Genomic DNA, 20,611 nt, shown 5'->3' with positions numbered 1-20,611 from the left:
CGAGTCCGGACCGGGCCGGACGATCGGCGGGGGCCTGGCGCGATCCCGATCACATGGAGACGTTCGGCGGTATTCTTGTCGAGTCTGCCGCCTGTGTGTCGGGTAAACCGTCGGACGGGGCGCGTCGCGGTGGCCACCTCGGCGGTGTCCGGGCGCTGTCCGCCGCGCGGCGGACGTGGGAGTCCGGGCGTGGCAGGCCCAACCGGCGGGCGGGATCGCATCTGGGGAGCGGGATGGCGCACACGCGCGAACCGGTCGACCGCGACGGCGGGACGATCCTCATCCTGACCCTGGGCTATCTGATGCTGGCCGCGATGCTCGCCGTGGTCGTCACCGACGTGTCCGCCCTGTACCTGGCCCGTCGTTCCGTCGCGTCGGCCGCCGACGGCGCGGCCCTGGCCGCCGCGCAGCGGATCGACGAGAACGCGATCTACACCGCCACCGAGGATTTCGAGGCACTGCCGCTGTCGGACATCATCGACGCCGTCGACGAGTACGAGGCACAGGCGGACCCGTCCGGCCGGACCGCCCTGGACGCGTCCCTCGTCGACGCGACGACGGTCCGGGTCGAGGGCAGCCGGGTGGTCGAGCTGCCGGTGGTTGGCTTCCTCGGTGTCGGCCCGGTTACCGTGCGCGCGGGCGCTCAGGCCCAGTCGCTGGTCAGAGCGCCCGCCGAGCCCTGAGCCACCGCGGCGCCCAGGCGTCGCCGAAGCTCAGGCGCCGTTGAGGCTCAGAGCAGACGTCGCCGCGGCTCAGACGTCGCCGCGGCCCGACGTCATCTCCGCGCGTGGGGACGGCACGGCCGTCGGCCCGCCGGAGCGGGCCAGGGCCACGTCGCGGCCGGGGTCGTCGTCGGGGCGCGGCGACGCCGCCGGGAGCGCGATCCACCCGGCGGTGGCGGCCACGAGATCGTCGAAGCCGTGACCTGTCCGGATCTCGGCGAGGTCGGAGACGTCGCGCACCAGGCGGGCGACCCACTCCGCCGGCCGGCGTGCGGCCAGCGCGACCGCGTCGGAGGCGTGCTCGACCGCCTCGTCCCGGTCCGGGAACTCGCGGGCGATCGCGGCCCGCGACTGAGCCATCCGTACCGAGACGATCATGCCGGTCTGGCCGCTGCGGGCGATGAGCGAAGCGGCCCGGTCGAGGTAGGGGGCCGCCTCGTCGGCCGCGCCGACGGTGGTGAGCGCCTCGGCGCAGGCGAGGGCCAGGTCGGCCGGTGAATAGGTGTCGAGGCTGAACCCGGGGCGCCCGTGCACGTCCTCACCGAGTTCCGCCATGGTGGCCCAGGCACGTGCCACGGCGTCGCGCACCCCCGCGGCGTCACCGGCGGCGGCGCAGGCGCTGGTGGCGACCTTGCCCGAGATCAGTGCGCGGGTGGGGCTGCGGCCGGCGATCCGCGCGGCCGAGCCGGCGATCTGCAGGGCGACGGCCGGGCTGTGCGGGCGCACCACCCGGGCGCGCAGGGCCAGCGCGCGCGCGGCGAGCGGGCCGTCCCCGGCCGCGCGGGCCAGGGACGCGGCGCGGTCCGCGCGGGTCGCGGCCTCGCCGTGCCGGCCCCGGTCGTACGAGGCGGCGGCGGCGGTGGTGGTGACCGCCGCGTGCAGCCACATCCAGTCGATGGCGGCGCGGCCCCGCAGCCGGTACTGCTGCGGGATGGTCCGGCTGGTCTCCTCGAGCGGCTCGAGGGCGGCCGCGGTGATGGCGAGATCGACGGTCTCGTAGTTCGCGACGGCCGCGCGCAGTGCCCCGAGGCACGCGTCATGCAGGCTTGAGGCGGTCTCGTGGCCGGCGGCCGGCGGCCGGCTCTCCGGGCTCATCGGGACCACGCCCAGTACGCCGGTCGTGAGCAGGACCGCACGTCGATCGACGCCAATCGACACGAGGGGACCCTCCGTTCGCAATCCGGTCGCCCGTGTCCGCTCGGGTGTCTTCCGGGCATCGGCGGCCGGCTGTTGCGAGTGCGCATATCCGCTGACCTCACGTCTGTTGCCGTTGTGTCGTCTGCTGTCCCGTCGCCGATGACGGAGGCGCCGTGCCATGACGGGGCGCCGCCGGGCGATGCCGGCCGCCGATGCCGTAGGTCCGCTGTCGTCGACGCCGCCGCCTGTCGCCGGGCGACGCCGTCGTCAGTGCTGCCGATCTCGGGTACCGCTGTCGCCGGGTGCCGCTGTCCTCGGGTGCCGCCGTTCGGCAGACGCGGCGCGCCGTGCGGAACACCTGGCGCCCCACAATGTCGCGAGAACGAAGGGTCGGCGTCATCCTCGACGCATTGGTCGATTCGACGGCTTCGTCGCCGCCAGGGCCTCATCGCCCGTGCATGATGCCGTCGCCCACCGGAACGGTGCCCGCGGCGGTGCGGGCCTCAACCAGTGCGGGCTCCCCCCGGCACCATGTCGCCCGGCGGTTCCGTGGGCCCGCGGACCTCGTTGTCCGCCGGCCTGGGAACCGCCGCGCCGTGCGTCGCCCGGGCTTCTCACCGCGTCGCGATGCAATCGACGATATCGCTTCGCGCTGTCTCGGGAGCGGCTCGGGTGCGGGGCGTGATGTGGAACGCACCTTGCCTGTTGCCGTCCAGGAAACATCGTGCTCGATTTAGTGCGCTTGATGTGACCTCGGAGCCCCGATGTTAACCGAATATTTCGGCGTGCTGTTGCATGTTTCTTTCCCGTGACCTGCATCTCGGGGTGTTCGATGGTTCGAAAGGAGGTGCGGAGGGACCGTCCGTCCCGGACGCGTCGGGACCGCCGACGGGCGCCGGCCCGACCCCGTGCCGCACTGGGGCGGCGTGCCACGGCACGGTGCGGATCCGGCACCGTGGTGCGGATCCGGCCCGGTGGTGCCGCCGGCGCCGCTGGTCCCACGTCCGGAAGCCGCTCCAGGTGTCCCGCGGCGGGCCGTCCGTGGGACACCCTGAGGCCGTCCGCGGGGCTCGCGCGGACGGGGTCGGTGGGGGCCGGATCAACCGTTCGTCGGCTCCCGCGCGCACGCCGGTAGGCTGGGTCACATGGCCGTCGACCTCTCCGAGGAGATCAAGAATCTCGACGCGACGCTGACGGGCATCGAGACCGTGCTCGACATCGAAGGACTGCGTCGCCGCGCTCAGGGACTGGAGCAGGAGGCGGCTGACCCGGACCTGTGGAGCGACCAGGATCGTGCCCAGGCGGTGACGAGGCGGCTGTCCGCCGTGAAGGGCGACATCAGCCGGGTGGAGGGCCTGCGGCGCAGGCTCGACGACCTCATCGCCGCCCTCGACCTCGGTGACGAGGATCTGCTCACCGAGGCGGCCGCCGACCTCCCCGCGCTGGCCCGGGACATCTCCACCCTCGAGGTGCGCACCCTGCTGTCCGGCGAGTACGACGAGCGGGACGCGATCGTCCAGCTCTCCGCCGGCGCCGGCGGGGTGGACGCCGCCGACTGGACCGCCATGCTGCTGCGGATGTATCTGCGCTGGGCCGAGCGGCACGGGTACGCCACCGAGGTCTTCGACACCTCCGAGGCGGAGGAGGCCGGCCTGAAGTCGGCCACCTTCCAGGTCAAGTGCCCCTACGCCTACGGGACGCTGCGCAGCGAGCACGGTGTGCACCGGCTGGTGCGCATCTCGCCGTTCGACAACCAGAACCGGCGCCAGACGTCGTTCGCCGGTGTCGAGGTGACTCCCGCCGTCGAGGTCTCCGACCACGTGGACATCGACGAGAAGGAGCTCCGGATCGACATCTTCCGGTCCTCCGGGCCGGGCGGCCAGGGCGTCAACACCACGGACTCCGCCGTGCGGATCACGCACCTGCCCAGCAACATCGTCGTCACCTGCCAGAACGAGCGCAGCCAGCTGCAGAACAAGGCCGCCGCGATGATGGTCCTGCAGGCCAAGCTGCTCGAGCGGCGCCGCGCCGAGGAGGCCGCGGAGAAGCAGCGCCTCACCGGTGGCCCGCAGGACGTCTCCTTCGGCTCACAGATCCGGAACTACGTGCTCCACCCGTACCAGATGGTCAAGGATCTGCGGACCGAGGTCGAGACGTCGAACACGAGCGCTGTTCTCGACGGGGATATCGACGACTTCATCGACGGTGAGATCAGGTGGCGCCGGGCCACCGAGAAGCAGGGCTGAAAGGTCTTTCGCGCGGCTTCCGGCCAGGTTTCGGTAATTCCTTCGGCCGGTCTTGTTCGGAAAGTCGCTGATTTCGCCCGCCAATCCCGTTCACCGAAGTGAACAGATCGGTCACCGCACGAAATCCGGATCTTCGGTCGGTCGTGTTTGTGTACCGGGTCATTACCGTCCGCATGTCGAGGCGGACGTCGGAGGATTGGCTCTCCGGCCGTGCGCGTGTAGAGTTACGCTCCGTTTGGCATCATCGCTCGACGTGGTTCCCTCGGACCCGTCGGTAGGTGCGGGATGGGGGCATCACGTGGATTCGCGGTTCTGCCGCTCACGGCACACCCGGTCGAAGTACTGTCGTTCCACGTACTGCCGACTGAGCTTCTTCGACGATACGGCGGGTGGAATGTCCGAACTCACGGTAGTCGCTCCGGGGCGTGACAACCGATGACCGGGATGTCGACGACCATGGCGGCCTCGCCGGACGGAACGTGGCCCACGGGCTCCCCGGGTGACGGCTCGCAGTCGGCGCCGTGCCGGGCCGCACTCCCGGTGCTGATGTACCACAGCATCGGTGACTCGGCGAGCGCCGACTTCCGCAGGTGGGAGGTGCCCACGGGGGTCTTCGCCGAGCAGCTCGGCAGCCTGGCCGAGCATGGCTACACCGTCACCGGTCTGTCCGACGCGCTGGCGAACCCGCGGGAGCGTCAGGTCGCGGTGACCTTTGACGACGGCTTCGAGGATTTCGTCACCAGGGCGCTGCCCGTTCTCGCCGAATTCGGCGCGGCGGCGACCCTGTACGTGCCGACGGCCTACGTCGGCCAGCGGGCGCGCTGGCTGGAGACCTACGCCGAGCGTGAGCTGGCCCTGCTGGACTGGCCCGCGCTGGCCGCGCTGGCCGACCGGGGGATCGAGATCGGCGCCCACGGTCACCGGCACGTGGAACTCGACGTCGTTCCGCCCGCGATCGCGCGTTACGACGTCACGGCGAGCATGCGCACGATCGCCGACGAGACCGGTCACCGTCCGGACAGTTTCTGCTATCCGTTCGGTTACCACTCGCCCGGTGTCCGGCAGATCGTCGAAAGCGCCGGATTCGGCTCGGCGTGCGAGGTCGGATACCGAATCCACCGCCGCAGCCGTTCGCGTTTTCAGGTCAGTCGCCTGATCGTCGGCCGTTCGGTCGGCGCCGCCGACATTCTGCGGCTGGTGACGGAGGGGCATCGCGACGCGGCTCTCGCCGCGCGGCGCAGGCTTCGGGCGGGCTGGCGGGCCTACCGTTCGATCCGGTGGCGCCTGGGTGTGGAAACTGCGTGAGTGGGCCGCCCAGGACGGCGGTCATTGTCTGCTGCCATCTCGTCGAGCGATGGGACCTGCTGATCCGGGCGCTTGATTCGCTCGCGGCCCAGGAACACCGGGCCGATCAGATCGTGGTCGTCGTCGACGGCGATGACGAGCTGCACGACCGGATCATCGCGCGGGGCGGCCCGGAGACCGTGCTCGCCACCGGCTACCGGTCAGGCCTCTCCCACGCCCGCAACGTCGGCCTCGCCGCGGTCGACGCCGAGTTCGTGGCCTTCCTGGACGACGACGCGGTGGCCGACCCGAGCTGGCTGGCCCGGCTGCGCGCGGCGCTGCTGGCCGACCCCGACGTTCTCGGCGCGGGTGGTGTCGCCCGTCCCGACTGGGCCCCGCCGGCCGCGGGGAGCGCCCCGCGCTGGTTCCCACCCGAGCTGCTGTGGACGGTCGGCTGCACGCACCCGACGCATCCGACGGGCCGCATCCGCAACCTGTTCGGCGGCTGCGCGCTCTACCACCGCCGCGTGTTCGACACCGTCGGCGGTTTCGATGACCGGCTGGGCCGGCGGCACCGCGGCGGCGCCGGGTGCGAGGAGACCGAGCTGTGCATGCGCGCCCGGGCCGCGCTGCCCGGCGGGTACTTCGTGCTCGTCCCCGGCGCGCTCATCCGGCACCGGGTGCACGCCGACCGGCAGCGGCCGCGCTACCTGCTGCGCCGCTGCTGGGACGAGGGCCGGTCGAAGGCGACGCTGCGCTCGATCGTCCCGCCGATGCCGCGCAGCGCCACCACCGGACTGGCCCCCGAACTGGCCTTCCTCACCCACGCCGTTCCCCGCGGTGTGGCCGGCGGAGTGTCCGCCACCCTGCGGGGGGACGGGCACGGGCTGGTTCGCGCCGGGATGCTGATCGGTGGCTCGCTGACCACGGTGGTCAGCTTCGCGGCGGCCACGGCGCGTGACGCCCTGTCGTCGCTGGCACCGTCACCGGGGCGCCCGTCTTCGCGGCCCCGCCCGCTGCCCGTGCGGCGACCGGTCGCCGCCGAGGTCGGCCAGGACGCACACTGACCACACGGCCCGCGCGGCCGGGCACCGCGGCCGGGCCACGGCGCCCGGCCCGCGACGTGACGCGACCCCCGACGGGGCCACGCGGCGCGGGGCGACACCAGGTGGGGCGACGCGAGATGGGGAGTGGGCGTGGGTGCGCAGGCGGGATGGGTCGCGCTGGTCGGGGGCGGGCCGGGCCGGGGTGATCTGATCACGCTGCGCGGCCTGCGCCTGCTGCGGCGCGCGGACGTGGTCGTCGTCGACCGCCTCGCCCCCCGCGAGCTGCTGGACGAGCTGCGGGCGGACGTCGAGATCGTCGACGCGGGCAAGGCCCCGCACGGCCACAACCTCACCCAGGACGAGATCAACGCCCTCATCGTGGAACGGGCGTCGCGTGGCCTCGGCGTCGTCCGCCTCAAGGGCGGTGACCCGTTCGTGTTCGGCCGGGGCGGCGAGGAGGCGCTGGCCTGCGCCGCCGCCGGTGTGCCGTGCGAGGTGGTGCCCGGGGTGACCAGCGCGGTCGCCGTGCCGGCGCTGGCCGGGATCCCGGTCACCCACCGTGGCATCACCCAGGACGTGGCGATCGTCAGCGGTCACGTCGACCCGTCCCACCCCGGTTCGACGGCGGACTGGGACGCCCTCGCGACCGGCCCCGGCACCGTGGTCGTGCTCATGGGGGTCGCGGCGCTGTCCCGCATCAGCGCCGAACTGATCAAGCGCGGTCGGTCGCCGCGGACCCCGACCGCGGTGATCCACGCCGGTGGCACGGCCCACGAACGGCTGGTGACCGGCCCGCTGGGCGAGATCACCCGGCTGGCGCTGGCGGCGGACGTCTCCTCCCCGGCCGTGATCGTGATCGGTGAGGTCGTCGCCCTGCGCGACCAGCTGGCCGTGGGCCGCATCCCGGACGCCGTGGACGACGGTCCCGCCCAGGCGGGATGAGCACGACTCATTCGAAGCGGATCTCGGCCAGCCGGGCGGCCTCCTCGCGGCTGATCCCGCGCACGCAGGTCCAGCCCTCCCGGGCCAGCGACCCGTCCCGCAGGGCCGCGCGCATCCGGGCCCACGACCGTTCGTGCCGCCGGAACGACCGGTGGGGGACGACCCGTCCGCGCGCGTGCTGCCCGGCCAGCGCCGCGGCCGGTGAGGTCTCCAGGAAGACCAGGTGGGCCGGACGGCGGCGCAGCCGGGCAAGGGCGGCCACCGTGCGCCGGGCCCAGGTCCGGGTGCCGCACTCGTGGATCACCAGGTTGCGGCGCGGACCGGCGGTCCAGGCCGCGATCCGCCAGTAGTGGACGGTGTGCACGACCGGCCGGTAGAGCGCGTAGGGGAGACACCCGAGCCGCCGGGCCAGCACGGCCCGCACCTGCGCGGAGTCCAGCACGAGTGGGTCGTCCACCCGGCCGCCCGCCGGCCCGCCGTGGTACAGCCGCTGGATCAGCGTGCTCTTGCCCGCGCCCGGGATGCCCGCGACGACCAGGACACCGCCGGCGGGAACAACCATCGACCACCCGGTACCCGGGTCGTGGTCGGGTGCCGCGCCGGTGGCGCGCTCGCTCATCTCAGCGAGGGCGGAACGCGCATGATGCTCCTGACGGCGGTGTCGGCCTGGGGCGGTCCTGGCCCGGGGCTGTGGCGGCCCGGGACTGTGCCGGCACAGGGGCGAGTCGGCACAGGGGCGAGTCGGCCCCGGGGGGGCTCTACACCTGGAAACGCTCGTCAGCCGCCAAGCGTGCCCGCCCGGCCCCCGAGGCCACACCGGGTGACCGGACCACCGCTACGGACGGCGACGTCCAGGGAAGCCGACAGTTGGCGCCGAGCTGGCTCAGACGCGGTAGCCGGCGAGGAGCACCAGCGCGAGCAGCACCGTGAGCAGGGCGACCAGTAGCTGCGGCGAGACGGTGAACGACGAGTGGTGCAGTGACTCGCGGGCGGCACGGCACGCGGGGCAGCGCCCCTCCGCGACTGGGGCGGCGCACCTCGCGCAGACCAGGTCATCGCAGCACATGCCGTCCTCCTTCGGCCCGGTCCGGCGACCGACGGCCTCGAGCACGCTGGTCCGTCACCGGCTGGACGCGATACGACGTCTCCACGGTACGCCCGACCGATGCGCTACGCCGCCGTAAGCCGTCGGGGCGGGACGGGCCACGGCGGACGCGCGCGCCACGAGGTTGCGAGACCTGACCCATCCGACTACGTATCGTGATGGGTCTGCTGTGCTGAGTATGAGGAGGTCCTGATGATCCGGTTGGCCTCCGTGACCAAGCGCTACGCCGCCGGGAGCCGGCCCGCCCTCTCGGAGGTCACCCTCCAGATCGGCGCGGGAGAGTTCGTGTTCCTGGTGGGTCCCTCCGGCTCCGGCAAGTCGACCCTGCTGCGGCTGCTGCTGCGCGAGGAACGGGCGAGCGCGGGCCTGGTCGAGGTCGCCGGGCGGGACGTCGCGCGCATCCCCGACCGCAGAGTCCCCCAGCTGCGGCGGACGGTCGGCTGCGTCTTCCAGGACTTCCGGCTCCTGCCGGACCGGACGGTCGCCGGGAACGTCGCGTTCGCGCTCGACGTCGTCGGCCGGCCCCGCCATGTGGTCCGAACCGTTGTCCCCGAGGTGCTCGAACTGGTCGGCCTCGCCGGCAAGGAGAAACGCTTCCCGGACGAGCTGTCCGGCGGCGAGCAGCAGCGGGTGGCCATCGCCCGCGCGTTCGTCGGCCGGCCGCGGGTCCTGCTCGCCGACGAGCCGACCGGCAACCTCGACCCGGCCACCGGCTCCGAGATCATGGAACTGCTGGAGGACGTCAACCAGGCCGGCACCACCGTGCTCATGGCCACGCACAACGCCGGCCTGGTGGACGCGATGCGCCGCCGGGTCCTGGAACTCGACGCCGGCAGGCTCGTCCGCGACGAGCGCCGCGGTGGCTATGGCGCGGCGCCGGTCACCATCCCCGACCAGCGGACCGAGCCGGTCCGCCCGGCGGGCGGGGCGGTGGGCTGATGCGGCCCGGCCCGCTCCTGGCGGCACTGGCCACCAGCCTGCGCCGCAACCTCGCGATGACCTGCGCGGTGGTCGTCACCGTCACGATCTGCCTGGCCCTGCTCGGCGCCGGCCTGCTGCTGCGCGCCCAGGCCCGCACCGTCGACCGGTTCCTGCTCGACCAGATCGAGGTCGTCGTGGACCTGCAGGACGGGCTCACCGACACCGACCGCTCCGCGCTGCGCGCCGAGCTCGCCGCCGACCCGCTGGTCACCAAGGTCACCTACGAGAGCAAGAAGGACGTCTACGAGCGGTTCCGCCGTGACTTCCGGAGCTCGCCGGACGTCGTGGCCGGTATCGGCCCCGACGACCTCCCGGCCTCCTTCCGGCTGACCCTGGTCGATCCGCGCGACGCCGGGGAGATCGTCTACGCGTACACTGGCCGGGACGGGGTCGAGGCCGTTCGGGATCAGCGTGCCCTGCTCGGGCCGCTCTACCGCTTCCTCGACGCGTTCACCCTGGGAGCCTTCGCCCTGGCGGCGGCGCAGGCCGTGGCCTCGTTCGCGCTGATCTACACAATGATCCGGATCTCCGCCCACGCGCGCCGGAAGGAGACCGCGATCATGCGGCTCGTCGGCGCGACCAACGCCGCGATCAGAGCGCCGTTCGTGCTGGAGAGCGCGCTGGCCGGCCTGTTCGGCGGGCTGCTCGCGGCGGGCACCCTGGTGCTGGCCAAGATATATCTGGTGGACGGACGATTCGCCCATCAGACAATGTTCCCTCTGTTCGGATGGGACGCGGTGTGGACGGCGGTCGCGGTGGTGCTCGCCGCCGGGGTGGCCGCCGCGGCGGGGATGGCCTCCGTCGCGCTGCGCCGGCACCTGCGGGTGTGACAGCGTCCCACGCACGGCTGCCCCACGGTGGGGCGGAGACGGGAACGTCACGGACGGGAAGCAGGGCTGAGGAGCAGTGCCGAAGGAGACCGGGCGCAAGCTGATCGCGCAGAACAAGCGCGCCCGCCACGACTACGACATCCTCGACACCTACGAGGCCGGGCTGGTCCTCATGGGCACCGAGGTCAAGGCGCTGCGCGCCGGCCGCGCGTCACTGGTGGACGGGTTCGCGCAGATCGCCGACGGTGAGATCTGGCTGCACAACGTGCACATCCCGGAGTACACCGAGGGCACATGGACGAACCACGCCCCGCGGCGGCGGCGCAAGCTGCTGCTGCACCGGGCCGAGATCGAGAAGCTGATCGGCAAGACCCGCGAGGGTGGTCTCACCGTCGTCCCCCTCTCGCTCTACTTCAAGGACGGCCGGGCGAAGGTCGAGATCGCGCTGGCCCGGGGGCGCAAGAACTACGACAAGCGGCACGCCCTCGCCGAGCGGGACGCGGCGCGCGAGATGAGCCGGATCATGGGCCGGCAGGCGAAGGGCCGTGTCTGACCGGCCCGTGTCCGGCCAGCCCGCGGCGCCGGGCCAGGACGGCGAGCAGGCCGTCCGCCTGCTCGCCGCGTTCGACGCGTTGCTGACCCCCACGGGAGCGGACCTGCTGGCCGCCGCCGCCGCGGCCCACGCCGACGGCACGGAGCTGCGCGCCGGTTCCCGGCTGCGCGCCGCCGGGCATCCCCCCGAGCTCGTCGCCGCCGCGTTCGCCCAGGCCGAGCTGCGGGCCCGGGCCGCGGCGAAGTTCAGCCAGGCCGAGCGGATGTTCTTCACCCGGGCCGGGCTGGAGCAGGCCTCGTCCGAACGGGCGGCGACGCATCGGGCGGCGAGGTTCGCCGGCCTGGGCCGCCTCGCCGACCTGTGCACCGGCATCGGCGGTGACCTCCTGGCCCTGGCGGCCGAGCACCCGGTCCTCGCCGTCGACCGCGACCCGTTGCACCTGCGGATGGCCGTCCACAACGCGCACGTTCTCCGGGGCGGTGCGCGGGAGAACGGGTCCGGCGGGGTCGAGGCCCGGGCGGCGGACGTCCGGGACGTCGACCTGGCCGGCGTCGACGGTGTCTTCGTCGATCCGGCGCGGCGCGGCGGCGAGCGGCGGATGTCCGCCGGAGCCGGTGAACCTCCACTGGCCTGGTGCTTCGGGCTGACCGAGCGGGTCGAGGCGGTCGCGGTCAAGGCGGCTCCGGGGCTCCCGGTGGAGCTCGTCCCGCCGGGCTGGGAGATCGAGTTCGTCGCGGACCGACGTGGTCTCAAGGAGTCCGTGCTGTTCTCGCCCGCGCTCGCGACGGCGTCCCGGCGGGCCACGGTGCTGCTCGGCCCGGGCGACCGTTCGGTGCTCGACACCACCGGACCGCGGGTGGCGACGCTGACCGGCGATCCGGACCCCGCCGGTGCCGAAAGGGACGACGATTCCGGCGCCGGTACTGGCACCGGCACCGGTGGTGGCGGCGGTCCCAGTAGTGGCGGTCCCGGTGGCGGGCCCGTCCCGCTTCCGGTCCGGCCACCGGGTGAGTACCTCTTCGACCCGAATCCCGCCGTGACCCGGGCCGGGCTGGTCGGCACGCTGGGCCGCCTGGTGGGCGGGTGGCAGATCGACCCGAGGATCGCGTTCCTCGGCGCCGACCGGCCGCTGGCGACCCCGTTCGCGCGGACGCTGCGGGTCGAGGCCGAGATGCCCTTCGACGTGCGCCGGGTCGCCGCGGCGGTACGCGCGGCCGGCATCGGCGCGCTCGACGTGCGCCGGCGCGGACTCGCCGGGGACGTGGACGCCATCCGGCGGCGGCTGCTGCCGGCCCGGCGCCACCTCGTCCCGGGAGGCCGCACCATGACGGTGGTGATGACCCGGATGCGGGACGAACCGTGGGCTCTCCTGTGTACCGACGTCACCCAGGCTGATCAGGCGTATCAGTCTGATCAGACGGATCGGACAGGTCGGGCGGATCGGGTGGCCGGGACACGGGGCGGTCCGGCCGGGGACTGAACACGGAGCCGGCGATGGTGAGCCCGAGGTTCAGCGCGACCAGCGTCAGTCCGGCGTACAGCGGCAGCAGCGGTGTCACCCGCAGAAAGCCCAGCGCGCCGGCGCCGGCACTCGCGAACATCACCGCGGGCCCGACCAGCTGCCGGGGCCCGCCCGACCCCCGGCCCCCGCCCAGCCGGGTCCGGACGGCGAAAGTGGTGATCGTGGTGGTGAGCACGTTCGTCGGGATCTCCGGCCTGGCCAGGTGCTGCGCGGTCGCGTGCTGCAGCCCCATCGCCACGGCCAGCGTCGAGACGATCGCGTACTCGGCTCCCCCGGGATGATCCCGGTCCGAGCGGCCGCCCGCGGTGACCGCCAGCTCCAGGACGTCACCGAGCCAGCGGGCCGCCACCGCCAGTGCCACGGCCACCAGGACGGCCTGCGCGGCGGTCACCGCCGCCAGCCAGAGCCGGGGGCGCCGGCCGAGCCGGGCGCCGACCCGCCCGCCGGCCAGCGCCCCGAGCACGAAGCAGCCGAGCGCGTTCAACGACAGGATGCCGGAGATCCCGGTGGCCCCGGCGAGGGAGAAGCCGAGGACCACCACGTTGCCCGTCATGTTGGCCACGAAGACCTCGCCGAGCCCCAGGAAGGTCAGCGAGTCCACCAGGCCGGTCAGTGCGGCCATCACGAGGAGCAGGGCGACCGTCCGCCGCTCGGAGCCCGTCGCGCGTTCGCTCGCGGAGGGCACCCGGCCAGTGTCCCGGACCCGTGCTGGTCACCGGTCGTGACGCGCGGTGGTCGCGGCGCGCGGTGGTCGTGGTGCCGCGGTGGTCGTGGTGGCCGCCGGTATGGCCGCCGTGGCCCGGCCGCTCAGAGGCGGAGCGGACGGATGGGCGCCGCGACCAGGGCGGGGTTGGTACGCCAGTCGACCCCGGGCACGTCGATGTACAGCTCGATCTCGTTGCCGTCCGGGTCGTAGATGTAGAGGCTGTGGGTGACCGTGTGGTCCGACGCGCCCGCGATCCGCACACCGGCCCGCTTGACGCGCTCCAGCGCGGCCCGCAGCTCGTCGTCGCTGTCACCGACCTTCAACCCGAAGTGGTAGAGCCCGACGCGCCGACCGGGCGGCAGCGCCGCCGCGTCCGCCCCGACCTCGATCAACAGCAGCTCGTGGTGCGTGCGGCCGGAGGAGAACGCCGCCGCGGGCACGCCCAGACCGGACGACTCGCTGATCTCCGGGAAGACCTGCCGCCAGCCGAGGATGTCCCGGTAGAAGGCGACGGAACGCTCGAGTTCACGCACGTACAGCACGATGTGTCCCAGTTCCTTGATCTCCATCGCGTTCCCCCTGCTCGGATCGTCTGTGTCTTGAACGTTCAACTATATAGACGGTCGACCTGTTCCAGCCTCCTGTGGTCTGTTCCGCCCGGCTGGCGGGGCGGTGCCGCTCGCCCGCCCGGCCCGCGGGCGATGTCGGTGCCGCCGGCGGTCGCCGCGCCGGGCCGGGCCGTAACCGAGTGGTCGAGTCGCGGCGCCGTGTGGGAACATGCGGTGGGCAGTCGGCGTTGGATCGGCTGTACACACGCACCGGACAGCACACGCCAGGGGGTGACCGGCTTCGACTCCGGACGTCGAGGCAGGGGAAGCGGGCCGAGGATGAGCGGTTATCTCGTTAACGATCCGTTCAGAACAACAGCTGCCACTAAGACGCAGCCTGCTAGCTCCACTTACGCCCTCGCGGCCTGAGTAGAGACCAACTAGCCGTCAGCCTGGGAGTTCCTCCGGCCCAGGATCTGGCGTCGACAGGAGGATCACCGTCCCACCCGGTCGCGGGGTGAGTCGGGAAATCTAACAGCGACTGAGCCTGCGCCGGCTTGCCTGCGGGACCGGCGGGGCTGAGAAAAAACAAGCAGGCTGCGCCCGGAGAAGCCCTGTGTCGGGGCCGGAGGACGCGGGTTCGATTCCCGCCACCTCCACCGACGCCGAGAGGGGCCGTCCACCTAGGACGGCCCCTCTACCAGTAGAAACGCCAGACGCCTCCGCGATCCCGCCACCGTCACCGGTGCTGGTGAGGACATGGTGCGGACGAACCGTTTTACGGGGGATCGCCGCGGCGACTGTCTCCGCCGCCGCCTGCCCGGTCGACCGCAGCAGATGCGCGTACGTGTTCCCCGTCATCGACGTCGAAGAGTGACCGAGGATCTTCGAGACGGTCGTGATGTCGATGCCCTCACCAAGCATGATCGACGCCGACCCGTGCCGAAGATCGTGCAAACGCTTGGGGGAGAGTAGGCGTTCCCCGATCTCGTCTCCCGCCGCCAGGTCGACGGGCAGAGGTTCGGACAGGTGCAGCACCGACCGCGAGCCCTGGACGGCGACACCGAGCACGGTCACCTCCCCGACCGGCAGCCGGTCCCGGTACAGCGTCCACGTGCCCGCCGCCGGCCGGTACCGGGTACCGATGACAACCGTGACCGCCCCGGCCTCCGCCTCGACCTTCACTGTGCCGAGCAGGCCGACCCGCCGGGCGATCCGTTGCATCTGCCGGGTGAGGTATTCCGGGGCCAGATGCCGCCCTGACGGATGCGTGAAGATCAGGTCCCGGAGCTGGACCGGCCTGCCGTGCTCGTCGGGCAACGTGCCGTTGTCCCATGCCGGCCCGACGGCCTCGCGTTCGTCGTCCTGGCGGAGACGGTGCACACCGAGAGACCCAACCGTGACCTTTGCAAGGTCGACCTTCCGGCGGCCGGACTTCGTCTTCGGTGCCCACACGCCGAGCGACGCACCGGACCGGGTGATCTGCTGGCGGACCACGAGTACCCCGGCGTCCTCGTCGAGTCCGGGCCAGGTCGCCCCGCACACCTCACCGCGGCGTAGGCCGTGCAGCGCGATCAGTTCGTACGCCGCGGCGAGTCGGTCGCCGGCGGCCTCGTCGAGGAACCGGCCGACCTCCTCGGCCTCCCACGGCTCCACCTCGGGTGTCGAGTAGGACGCCAGCTCAACACCGTTCGCGGGGTTGAAGTCGAGCTTCCGCTGTCGCACCGCGTCGTTCAACGCGGTCCGCAGCATCTCCAACACGTCCTTCACGGTCGCCGGCCCAACCGGCCGCCCCCGGCGTTCCCGGGAGGCCTTCACCGCCAGCTTCAGCGCCGCGTCGATGTGCTCGGCCCGCAGACCCGACAGCGGCATCGTTCCGATGAACGGCACCAGGTGCAGCCGGATGAACTGCTCGTACCGGGCCCGGGTGGTCGGCCGGAGCGCGTTCTTCCTGCCCAACCAGTCGTCGAGGTAGGCGCCCACGGTGAGCTTGCCGATGTGCTGCTGACCGGCGCGGATCGCTGCCCACTTCCGGTCGCCGTCGTCTTCGGCTTCCTTGCGGGTGTCTCCGCGGAACCGGACCCGGTCCGTGCCGGCCAGCGCGACGAGCTCGGCCGGGACGCGGAACTCGCCGGAGTAGAACCCGTGCCCGCGCTTGGTGCGGTCGGGGCAGGTCCCGGCCGGGTACTTGCTCTTGGTCTCCGGGTCCCGGCACCCACACCGGTGCTTAGCCGTGATCTTCACTCGGTGTCCTCTGTGGTCGGGGTGACGTCGTCCGCGCGGGGTGCATGCTCTTCGCCGAGTGGCTCGCTGGCTGCGGCCAGCTCTGCCAACGCGGTCACGTCCGCGTCTAGGTCCGGGAAGTCTTCCGGCAGCGCCAGGCCGAGATCGCGAAACTGATCGCGGATGTCGACCAGGTTGGGTTCGATTTCCTCGAGCGCCTGGCGGCTCTTGTGGACAAGCCATGCGTCAACCGCCTCCGGGCGGTCGGTGTCCCGGCGGTACTGGTTGAGCTCGGGGGTGGACGTGGCCTTCACGAGGTGGATTCGCCGCTGGTGCCACTCCCATTCGGCGACCAGCCGGGAGCACTCGGCGTACAGATCGCCGTGTTCCTCCTGCCTGCGGTCGGTGGGCAGCGCGAGCAGTCCGCGCGCTTTCGCCTCCCTGATCCACCGGTGCACCGTTGTCGGCTTGACGCCGTTGGCCTCCGCCAGATCCTGGGCCGGCCGGGTGTTCAGCGCCCCGGCCTGTAGGAACCGTTCAGCGACGTCGGCGTAGAAGCTGTCCGGCTTGCGGTAGCCCTCTGGAACGTCGAGGTGGAGATCGGGCGCAGGGTGCGGTTCGCGTGGCCGGTGCGCCGACCAGACTCCGGGGTACTTGGGGTCGGGGGGGCGGTGGTGGAACGGCGAGACGAGTTCGGTCAGGGCTCGACGGCGGGACGGCTGGTTGACCGCCGCTTCGATCCGCTCCCATGGAATCAGCCGCAGCAGGCTGCTACCGGGCATGCTCGTGGGCCGGTCGGCGATCAACCGCAGCTCCCGGATCGCGAACGGCGCGCCCGGCTCCTGGTCGCACGGGGAGACGCGAAGCAGCACCGCCCCTTGGCCGAACCCGATCTCGTCGGTGAGGTAGGCGGCCCACCCTGACCGCCGGCCCTCCTCGGGCAGGGGCGTTTCGAAGCTGAGGATCTCGTGGGCGTCCAGGGACAGGGGGATCACGTAGGGCGCGCGGAAGCGTCGTGGGTTGCCCTCGTGGTCGGTGTAGGTCTGCACCCGCGGCAGGTCGGAGCGCACGGGGGGGCGCCCTGGGTTGGCGGGGAGTCGCACTCGCGGTTGGTCGTCCTGGTCGTCCACGCTCCGACGGTAACGACCCCGTCCCGAATAGGCAACGTCCGCAGAAACACCGTGTGTGTCCGCTTTGACATACCGAACGTGTGTACGTAACGTTCGGCGCCATGGAAGCGTATGCAGCCGCAGAGGCACACAATGTCTCGCTTGCGGACCGGGTGCGTGACGCACAACTGCCGCCGCCGGCCGAACGGGGACGCATTCGACGTGAGTCCCGCGCTGCGCTGCGCGACATCGCTGCCGAGCTGGGTGTCAGCGCCATGACCGTCAGCCGGTGGGAGCGGGGGGAGTCTGAGCCCCGCTTCGAGCACGCGGCCCGGTACGGGCGCCTGCTCGATCAGCTCCGTGCGGCGACGAGCTCGGCTCAGGTGTCGGCATGACAGCCCGCGTCCAGCCGAAGCGGGGCCAGTGGACCGCCCGTCAGCTCCAAGCCCTGCCCGTCACGGTCGATGTTGAGACCGCCGGCAGTGCGCTCGGTATGGGGCTGTGGAAGGCCCGCGCGCTGATCCGGGACGGCCAGTTCCCCGTGCCGGTGATCCGCCACGGCTGCCGGTACATCGTCCCGACCAGTCCGATCCTGGCCCTGCTGGGAGTCGAACCCGCCGACGTGGACGGGCCGGTGAGCGCCGGGTGAGCCCTCACCGCCACCCGCGATCGCGCCGACGACTCCGAGGACAGATCGAATGAACTCCCAGAACGAAAGAGGCCACCTCCGGCGGGAAGGTGGCTCTCTCGCAGATCAGCAGGCAGGCGGCCGAGCGGATCCCGTACAGCGTACGACGGGTCGTGCCCGTGTCGAGGTCGAGGTTGCTCACCTCCGTGTCCAGCTCCGCCGGATGGCCGCGGGCTGTGGCAGGCCGTTGCGGACGGCTGCTGATGAGCGGCGCCGTGAGGGCCGTCGCTGGACTGACGAGCTCGTTCGGATGGGGCGGGTCGGTGCCTGACGTGGGGATCAAGCTCATCGTCGAGATCCTCGACCACCACCAGGACGTCAAGGACTCCGACGGGCGGACTGTCGGCCTGACGGTCGGCGAGCTCCGCGATCTCCTCGTGCTCGCCGAGAACGCGAACGACAAGACCCGCGAGACGTTCGGGCCGGTCCACGAGGTGTGGATCATCCGTCGCGCCAACAAGACTTCGCGGACCTGGAAGAACGCGATCAACGCCCTGATGCGGAAGCGCGTGCTGGAGTACGCCCGGCGCGGCGATCGGGAGATGCGCGGCCACACCGGCCAGTACGCGGTGTACCGCATCCCGGGACTGTGCCCCGACCCGCCGCACGACGGCCGGCAAGGGTGCTGCACCTTCCCAGGGGACTGGGTCACCTCTCAGGTGACCCAGTCGAGGGAAGAGGGTCACCCGGCGGGTGACCCATCTACCGGAGTGGGTCACCTAGCAGATGCGAGTGGGTCACCTGCTGGGTGCGAGTGGGTCACCCAGCAGATGACCCCTTCTCCTCTTTCTCCTCAGACCCCTCTTCTCTCTCTCGCGGATGCCGTCGCCGAGCGCGCGCTTCGCGCGGTGGGCCTCGAGGACGAGAGAGAGATCAAAGACTGCATCGACTGGATCACTGAGGACTGCCGGCCGCGCACGCCCGCCTGGTGGCGCACCGTCGCTGAGAACGGCGACCTGCCCGCTCACATCGACCGGTGGCGTGCACAGCGTGCGTCCGCAGCGCCGTCGCTGCCCGCCTGGTGCGGCAAGTGCGGCGACGACAACCCGGCCGCCCGCACCAACCCACGCTGGCGAGTCCTCGACGGCCAGCCGTGCCCCACATGCCATCCGGACGCGATCGGGAGACCAGCGTGAGCGACAGCCTGACCACCACCCCGCCGCACGACCTCCACGCCGAACAGGCCACGCTCGGCGGCACGCTGGTATCGACCGCCGCCATCGGCGATGTCGTCGAGATCCTGCGCGCAGGCGACTTCTACCGCCCAGCGCACCGCCTCATCTTTGAGGTCGTCGGCGACCTCTACAGCCGCGGCGAACCAGCCGACGTCATCAGCGTCGCGGCCGAGCTCGGCCACCGCGGCGAGCTGGACCGGATCGGCGGACCCGCCTACCTGCACACGCTGATCTCCGCCGTCCCGACCGCGGCGAACGCCGGCTACTACGCCCGGATCGTGGCCGGGATGGCGGTCAAGCGGCGTGTCGCCGAGGCCGGGCACGCCATCGTGCGGGCCGGGATGAGTCCGACCGTCCCGGCGGACGCCGCGGCAGAGCAGGCCGAAGCTGCCCTCCACGCCGCCCTGAGCCACGCGGACGACGGCGAGGGGCCGACCCCGCTGTCGGCGTCCGTGTCGGCCACGCTCGACCGGCTGGAGGCCAGGGAGCGCGGGGAAGACCTGTCCGGCGTGCCGACCGGGTTCGCCGACCTCGACGAGCTCACCCACGGGTTCCAGCCCGGACAGTTGATCGTTGTCGCGGCCCGGCCCGCGGTCGGCAAGTCCACGTTGGCGCTGGACTTCGCCCGCGCCGCAGCGATCAGGCACGGCCGGCCGGTGCTGTTCGCGTCACTGGAGATGTCGCGCGCCGAGCTCGACGAGCGCGTCCTGTCCGCCGAGGCCCGGGTGTCGTTGCAGAACATCCGTACCGGCCGGATCGGTGACGACTGGGAGCGGATCTCCCGGAGGATCGGCGAGCTCGCCGCGGCGCCGCTGCACATCGACGCATCCCCCGGGCTCGGCGTGGCCGCGATCCGCACCCGTGCTCGGCGGATGCAACGGCGCGCCGGGCTGGACCTGCTCGTCGTGGACTACTTGCAGCTCCTGGTGACCGCAGGGAAGAGCGAGAACCGGCAGCAGGAGATCTCCGCGATCTCCCGGTCACTCAAGCTGCTCGCCGGTGAGCTGGGCATCCCGGTCGTCGCGCTCTCCCAGCTCAACCGTGCCGTTGAGCAGCGCGCGGACAAGCGGCCCCAGCTCTCCGACCTCCGCGACTCCGGGGCCATCGAGCAGGACGCCGACATGGTGATCCTCATCCACCGCGAGGACGCCGTGAACCCGAACTCGGCGCGGGCTGGCGAGGCAGACCTCGTCATCGCCAAGAACCGCAACGGTCCGCAGGGGTGCGTGACGGTGGCGTTCCAAGGCCACTTCTCCCGCTTCGTGGACATGGCGAACTGATGGACGCCGCCGACCTCCGCACCGAGACCACGGCCCGCGTCGCCGCCCAGATCGCGACCGCGCGCCGCCGTGCCGCCGCCCGCCGAGATGCCGACCGGGCCAAGCGGGCCCGCCGTGCCGCCGGGGTCGACACCCGCAACCGCCGCAAGCTCGCCCGACTGGAGAACCAGTGACCACCACCAGCCCGACCCGGATCACGGTCTACCCGCGCCGGCAGAAGCACCCCGCCGGCACCCTCGACGTCACCCGCGCCGGCCGGTACGGCAACCCCTTCCTCGTCGACGAGCACGGCCAGGCCGAAGCCGTCCGGCTCCATGCTGCGTGGCTCGCCGGCGCCGGGCCGGACAGCTACCCCAACGGCCGCCGGAAGTTCCGCCTGTCCCGGTCGTGGGTGCTGGCCAACCTGGCCGCTGTCGTCGCCGCGACGTACGTCGGGTGCGTGTGCGGACCCGACGAGCAGTGCCACGCCGACACGTTGATCCGCCTTGCGTTCGACGCCCGGGAGTCCGCGTGA

21 protein-coding genes, 1 other RNA gene and 1 pseudogene are annotated in these 20,611 nt (G+C 72.3%); 16 read left to right on the top strand and 7 right to left on the bottom strand.

Annotation, left to right across the window (positions count from 1 at the left end):
* The first annotated feature begins 233 nt into the window (after positions 1 to 233).
* Complete coding sequence (locus B056_RS0114420; protein ID WP_018502575.1) at positions 234 to 683, top strand: pilus assembly protein TadG-related protein; 450 nt, start codon at positions 234 to 236, stop codon at positions 681 to 683.
* A 69-nt stretch (positions 684 to 752) separates the two neighbouring features.
* Here the strand turns inward: B056_RS0114420 and B056_RS36500 are convergent, their stop codons facing one another.
* Positions 753 to 1,880: a hypothetical protein gene (locus tag B056_RS36500; RefSeq protein WP_018502574.1), complete on the bottom strand. Its 1,128-nt coding sequence runs from the start codon at positions 1,878 to 1,880 to the stop codon at positions 753 to 755.
* A 1,124-nt stretch (positions 1,881 to 3,004) separates the two neighbouring features.
* Between B056_RS36500 and prfB the strand changes: the two genes are divergently transcribed.
* From prfB to cobA, 4 genes are all read left to right on the top strand, one after another.
* Positions 3,005 to 4,105: a peptide chain release factor 2 gene (gene prfB / locus B056_RS0114410; RefSeq protein WP_018502573.1), complete on the top strand. Its 1,101-nt coding sequence runs from the start codon at positions 3,005 to 3,007 to the stop codon at positions 4,103 to 4,105.
* A 435-nt stretch (positions 4,106 to 4,540) separates the two neighbouring features.
* The gene (locus tag B056_RS0114405; RefSeq protein ID WP_018502572.1) at positions 4,541 to 5,410 is read left to right on the top strand and encodes a polysaccharide deacetylase family protein; all 870 of its coding nucleotides are present in this window, start codon (positions 4,541 to 4,543) and stop codon (positions 5,408 to 5,410) included.
* A complete protein-coding gene (locus tag B056_RS0114400) occupies positions 5,407 to 6,456 on the top strand; it encodes a glycosyltransferase family 2 protein (RefSeq protein ID WP_018502571.1) in 1,050 nt (349 codons plus the stop codon). Before B056_RS0114405 ends, B056_RS0114400 begins: the two co-directional genes overlap by 4 nt.
* 123 nt (positions 6,457 to 6,579) lie before the next feature.
* On the top strand, positions 6,580 to 7,377 hold the full coding sequence (cobA, locus tag B056_RS0114395; RefSeq protein ID WP_018502570.1) for a uroporphyrinogen-III C-methyltransferase: 798 nt from the start codon (positions 6,580 to 6,582) through the stop codon (positions 7,375 to 7,377).
* Between the two features lie 7 nt (positions 7,378 to 7,384).
* Here the strand turns inward: cobA and B056_RS0114390 are convergent, their stop codons facing one another.
* Together B056_RS0114390 and B056_RS0114385 are read right to left on the bottom strand one after the other, a co-directional pair.
* A complete protein-coding gene (locus B056_RS0114390; protein WP_018502569.1) occupies positions 7,385 to 7,996 on the bottom strand; it encodes an AAA family ATPase in 612 nt (203 codons plus the stop codon).
* 264 nt (positions 7,997 to 8,260) lie between these two features.
* Positions 8,261 to 8,443: a hypothetical protein gene (locus B056_RS0114385; protein WP_026239702.1), complete on the bottom strand. Its 183-nt coding sequence runs from the start codon at positions 8,441 to 8,443 to the stop codon at positions 8,261 to 8,263.
* A gap of 231 nt (positions 8,444 to 8,674) precedes the next feature.
* Here B056_RS0114385 and ftsE point away from each other — a divergent pair, with 231 nt between their 5' ends.
* The 4 genes from ftsE to B056_RS0114365 all read left to right on the top strand — a co-directional run bounded on the left by ftsE (position 8,675) and on the right by B056_RS0114365 (position 12,326).
* Positions 8,675 to 9,421: a cell division ATP-binding protein FtsE gene (gene ftsE, locus B056_RS0114380; RefSeq protein ID WP_018502567.1), complete on the top strand. Its 747-nt coding sequence runs from the start codon at positions 8,675 to 8,677 to the stop codon at positions 9,419 to 9,421.
* The gene (gene ftsX / locus B056_RS0114375) at positions 9,421 to 10,293 is read left to right on the top strand and encodes a permease-like cell division protein FtsX (RefSeq protein ID WP_018502566.1); all 873 of its coding nucleotides are present in this window, start codon (positions 9,421 to 9,423) and stop codon (positions 10,291 to 10,293) included. The genes ftsE and ftsX overlap by 1 nt, the downstream gene beginning before the upstream one ends.
* A gap of 76 nt (positions 10,294 to 10,369) precedes the next feature.
* Positions 10,370 to 10,846: an SsrA-binding protein SmpB gene (gene smpB, locus B056_RS0114370; protein WP_018502565.1), complete on the top strand. Its 477-nt coding sequence runs from the start codon at positions 10,370 to 10,372 to the stop codon at positions 10,844 to 10,846.
* Positions 10,839 to 12,326, top strand: a complete 1,488-nt coding sequence (locus B056_RS0114365) for a class I SAM-dependent methyltransferase (protein ID WP_020572493.1) — start codon at positions 10,839 to 10,841, stop codon at positions 12,324 to 12,326. Before smpB ends, B056_RS0114365 begins: the two co-directional genes overlap by 8 nt.
* Here the strand turns inward: B056_RS0114365 and B056_RS0114360 are convergent.
* Both B056_RS0114360 and B056_RS0114355 read right to left on the bottom strand, forming a co-directional pair.
* Positions 12,229 to 13,053 (bottom strand): YoaK family protein, encoded by an 825-nt coding sequence (locus tag B056_RS0114360; RefSeq protein WP_018502563.1) that lies wholly within the window; start codon positions 13,051 to 13,053, stop codon positions 12,229 to 12,231. The genes B056_RS0114365 and B056_RS0114360 overlap by 98 nt on opposite strands.
* A gap of 122 nt (positions 13,054 to 13,175) precedes the next feature.
* The gene (locus B056_RS0114355; protein ID WP_018502562.1) at positions 13,176 to 13,643 is read right to left on the bottom strand and encodes a VOC family protein; all 468 of its coding nucleotides are present in this window, start codon (positions 13,641 to 13,643) and stop codon (positions 13,176 to 13,178) included.
* A 266-nt stretch (positions 13,644 to 13,909) separates the two neighbouring features.
* Between B056_RS0114355 and ssrA the strand changes: the two genes are divergently transcribed.
* Positions 13,910 to 14,284, top strand: a transfer-messenger RNA (tmRNA) gene (gene ssrA / locus B056_RS40010).
* 232 nt (positions 14,285 to 14,516) lie between these two features.
* Here ssrA and B056_RS44385 read toward each other — a convergent pair.
* Positions 14,517 to 15,605, bottom strand: a pseudogene (locus B056_RS44385) (site-specific integrase); the annotation flags it as partial.
* 257 nt (positions 15,606 to 15,862) lie between these two features.
* Positions 15,863 to 16,915, bottom strand: a complete 1,053-nt coding sequence (locus B056_RS44380) for a hypothetical protein (RefSeq protein ID WP_018502560.1) — start codon at positions 16,913 to 16,915, stop codon at positions 15,863 to 15,865.
* A gap of 161 nt (positions 16,916 to 17,076) precedes the next feature.
* Here B056_RS44380 and B056_RS46035 point away from each other — a divergent pair, with 161 nt between their 5' ends.
* From B056_RS46035 to B056_RS0114315, 6 genes are all read left to right on the top strand, one after another.
* Positions 17,077 to 17,349 carry a helix-turn-helix domain-containing protein gene (locus tag B056_RS46035; RefSeq protein WP_154677027.1) on the top strand — a complete coding sequence of 91 codons (273 nt, stop codon included), beginning with the start codon at positions 17,077 to 17,079 and terminating at the stop codon, positions 17,347 to 17,349.
* Positions 17,346 to 17,603 carry a hypothetical protein gene (locus B056_RS0114335; protein ID WP_018502558.1) on the top strand — a complete coding sequence of 86 codons (258 nt, stop codon included), beginning with the start codon at positions 17,346 to 17,348 and terminating at the stop codon, positions 17,601 to 17,603. Before B056_RS46035 ends, B056_RS0114335 begins: the two co-directional genes overlap by 4 nt.
* Positions 17,604 to 17,845: 242 nt before the next feature.
* The gene (locus B056_RS0114330) at positions 17,846 to 18,778 is read left to right on the top strand and encodes a hypothetical protein (RefSeq protein WP_154677026.1); all 933 of its coding nucleotides are present in this window, start codon (positions 17,846 to 17,848) and stop codon (positions 18,776 to 18,778) included.
* A complete protein-coding gene (gene dnaB / locus B056_RS0114325; protein WP_051105628.1) occupies positions 18,745 to 20,097 on the top strand; it encodes a replicative DNA helicase in 1,353 nt (450 codons plus the stop codon). Before B056_RS0114330 ends, dnaB begins: the two co-directional genes overlap by 34 nt.
* Positions 20,097 to 20,270 (top strand): hypothetical protein, encoded by a 174-nt coding sequence (locus B056_RS43610; protein WP_018502555.1) that lies wholly within the window; start codon positions 20,097 to 20,099, stop codon positions 20,268 to 20,270. The genes dnaB and B056_RS43610 overlap by 1 nt, the downstream gene beginning before the upstream one ends.
* Positions 20,267 to 20,611, top strand: a complete 345-nt coding sequence (locus tag B056_RS0114315; protein WP_018502554.1) for a DUF4326 domain-containing protein — start codon at positions 20,267 to 20,269, stop codon at positions 20,609 to 20,611. Before B056_RS43610 ends, B056_RS0114315 begins: the two co-directional genes overlap by 4 nt.

Origin of the sequence: Parafrankia discariae (assembly GCF_000373365.1) — a bacterium.
In the GTDB taxonomy this organism is placed as follows: domain Bacteria; phylum Actinomycetota; class Actinomycetes; order Frankiales; family Frankiaceae; genus Parafrankia; species Parafrankia discariae.
Note: the sequence above shows the minus strand (reverse complement) of the source record. Positions and strands in the feature narration are given on the sequence as shown.

Excerpts from the sequence above, each read along its gene's own strand:
- B056_RS0114420 (WP_018502575.1), top strand. The coding sequence starts at position 234 with ATGGCGCACACGCGCGAACCGGTCGACCGCGACGGCGGGACGATCCTC.
- prfB (WP_018502573.1), top strand. The coding sequence starts at position 3,005 with ATGGCCGTCGACCTCTCCGAGGAGATCAAGAATCTCGACGCGACGCTG.
- B056_RS0114405 (WP_018502572.1), top strand. The coding sequence starts at position 4,541 with ATGACCGGGATGTCGACGACCATGGCGGCCTCGCCGGACGGAACGTGG.
- B056_RS0114390 (WP_018502569.1), bottom strand. The coding sequence starts at position 7,996 with ATGAGCGAGCGCGCCACCGGCGCGGCACCCGACCACGACCCGGGTACC.
- B056_RS0114385 (WP_026239702.1), bottom strand. The coding sequence starts at position 8,443 with ATGTGCTGCGATGACCTGGTCTGCGCGAGGTGCGCCGCCCCAGTCGCG.
- ftsE (WP_018502567.1), top strand. The coding sequence starts at position 8,675 with ATGATCCGGTTGGCCTCCGTGACCAAGCGCTACGCCGCCGGGAGCCGG.
- ftsX (WP_018502566.1), top strand. The coding sequence starts at position 9,421 with ATGCGGCCCGGCCCGCTCCTGGCGGCACTGGCCACCAGCCTGCGCCGC.
- B056_RS0114355 (WP_018502562.1), bottom strand. The coding sequence starts at position 13,643 with ATGGAGATCAAGGAACTGGGACACATCGTGCTGTACGTGCGTGAACTC.
- B056_RS46035 (WP_154677027.1), top strand. The coding sequence starts at position 17,077 with ATGGAAGCGTATGCAGCCGCAGAGGCACACAATGTCTCGCTTGCGGAC.
- B056_RS0114335 (WP_018502558.1), top strand. The coding sequence starts at position 17,346 with ATGACAGCCCGCGTCCAGCCGAAGCGGGGCCAGTGGACCGCCCGTCAG.
- B056_RS0114330 (WP_154677026.1), top strand. The coding sequence starts at position 17,846 with ATGAGCGGCGCCGTGAGGGCCGTCGCTGGACTGACGAGCTCGTTCGGA.
- dnaB (WP_051105628.1), top strand. The coding sequence starts at position 18,745 with ATGCCATCCGGACGCGATCGGGAGACCAGCGTGAGCGACAGCCTGACC.
- B056_RS43610 (WP_018502555.1), top strand. The coding sequence starts at position 20,097 with ATGGACGCCGCCGACCTCCGCACCGAGACCACGGCCCGCGTCGCCGCC.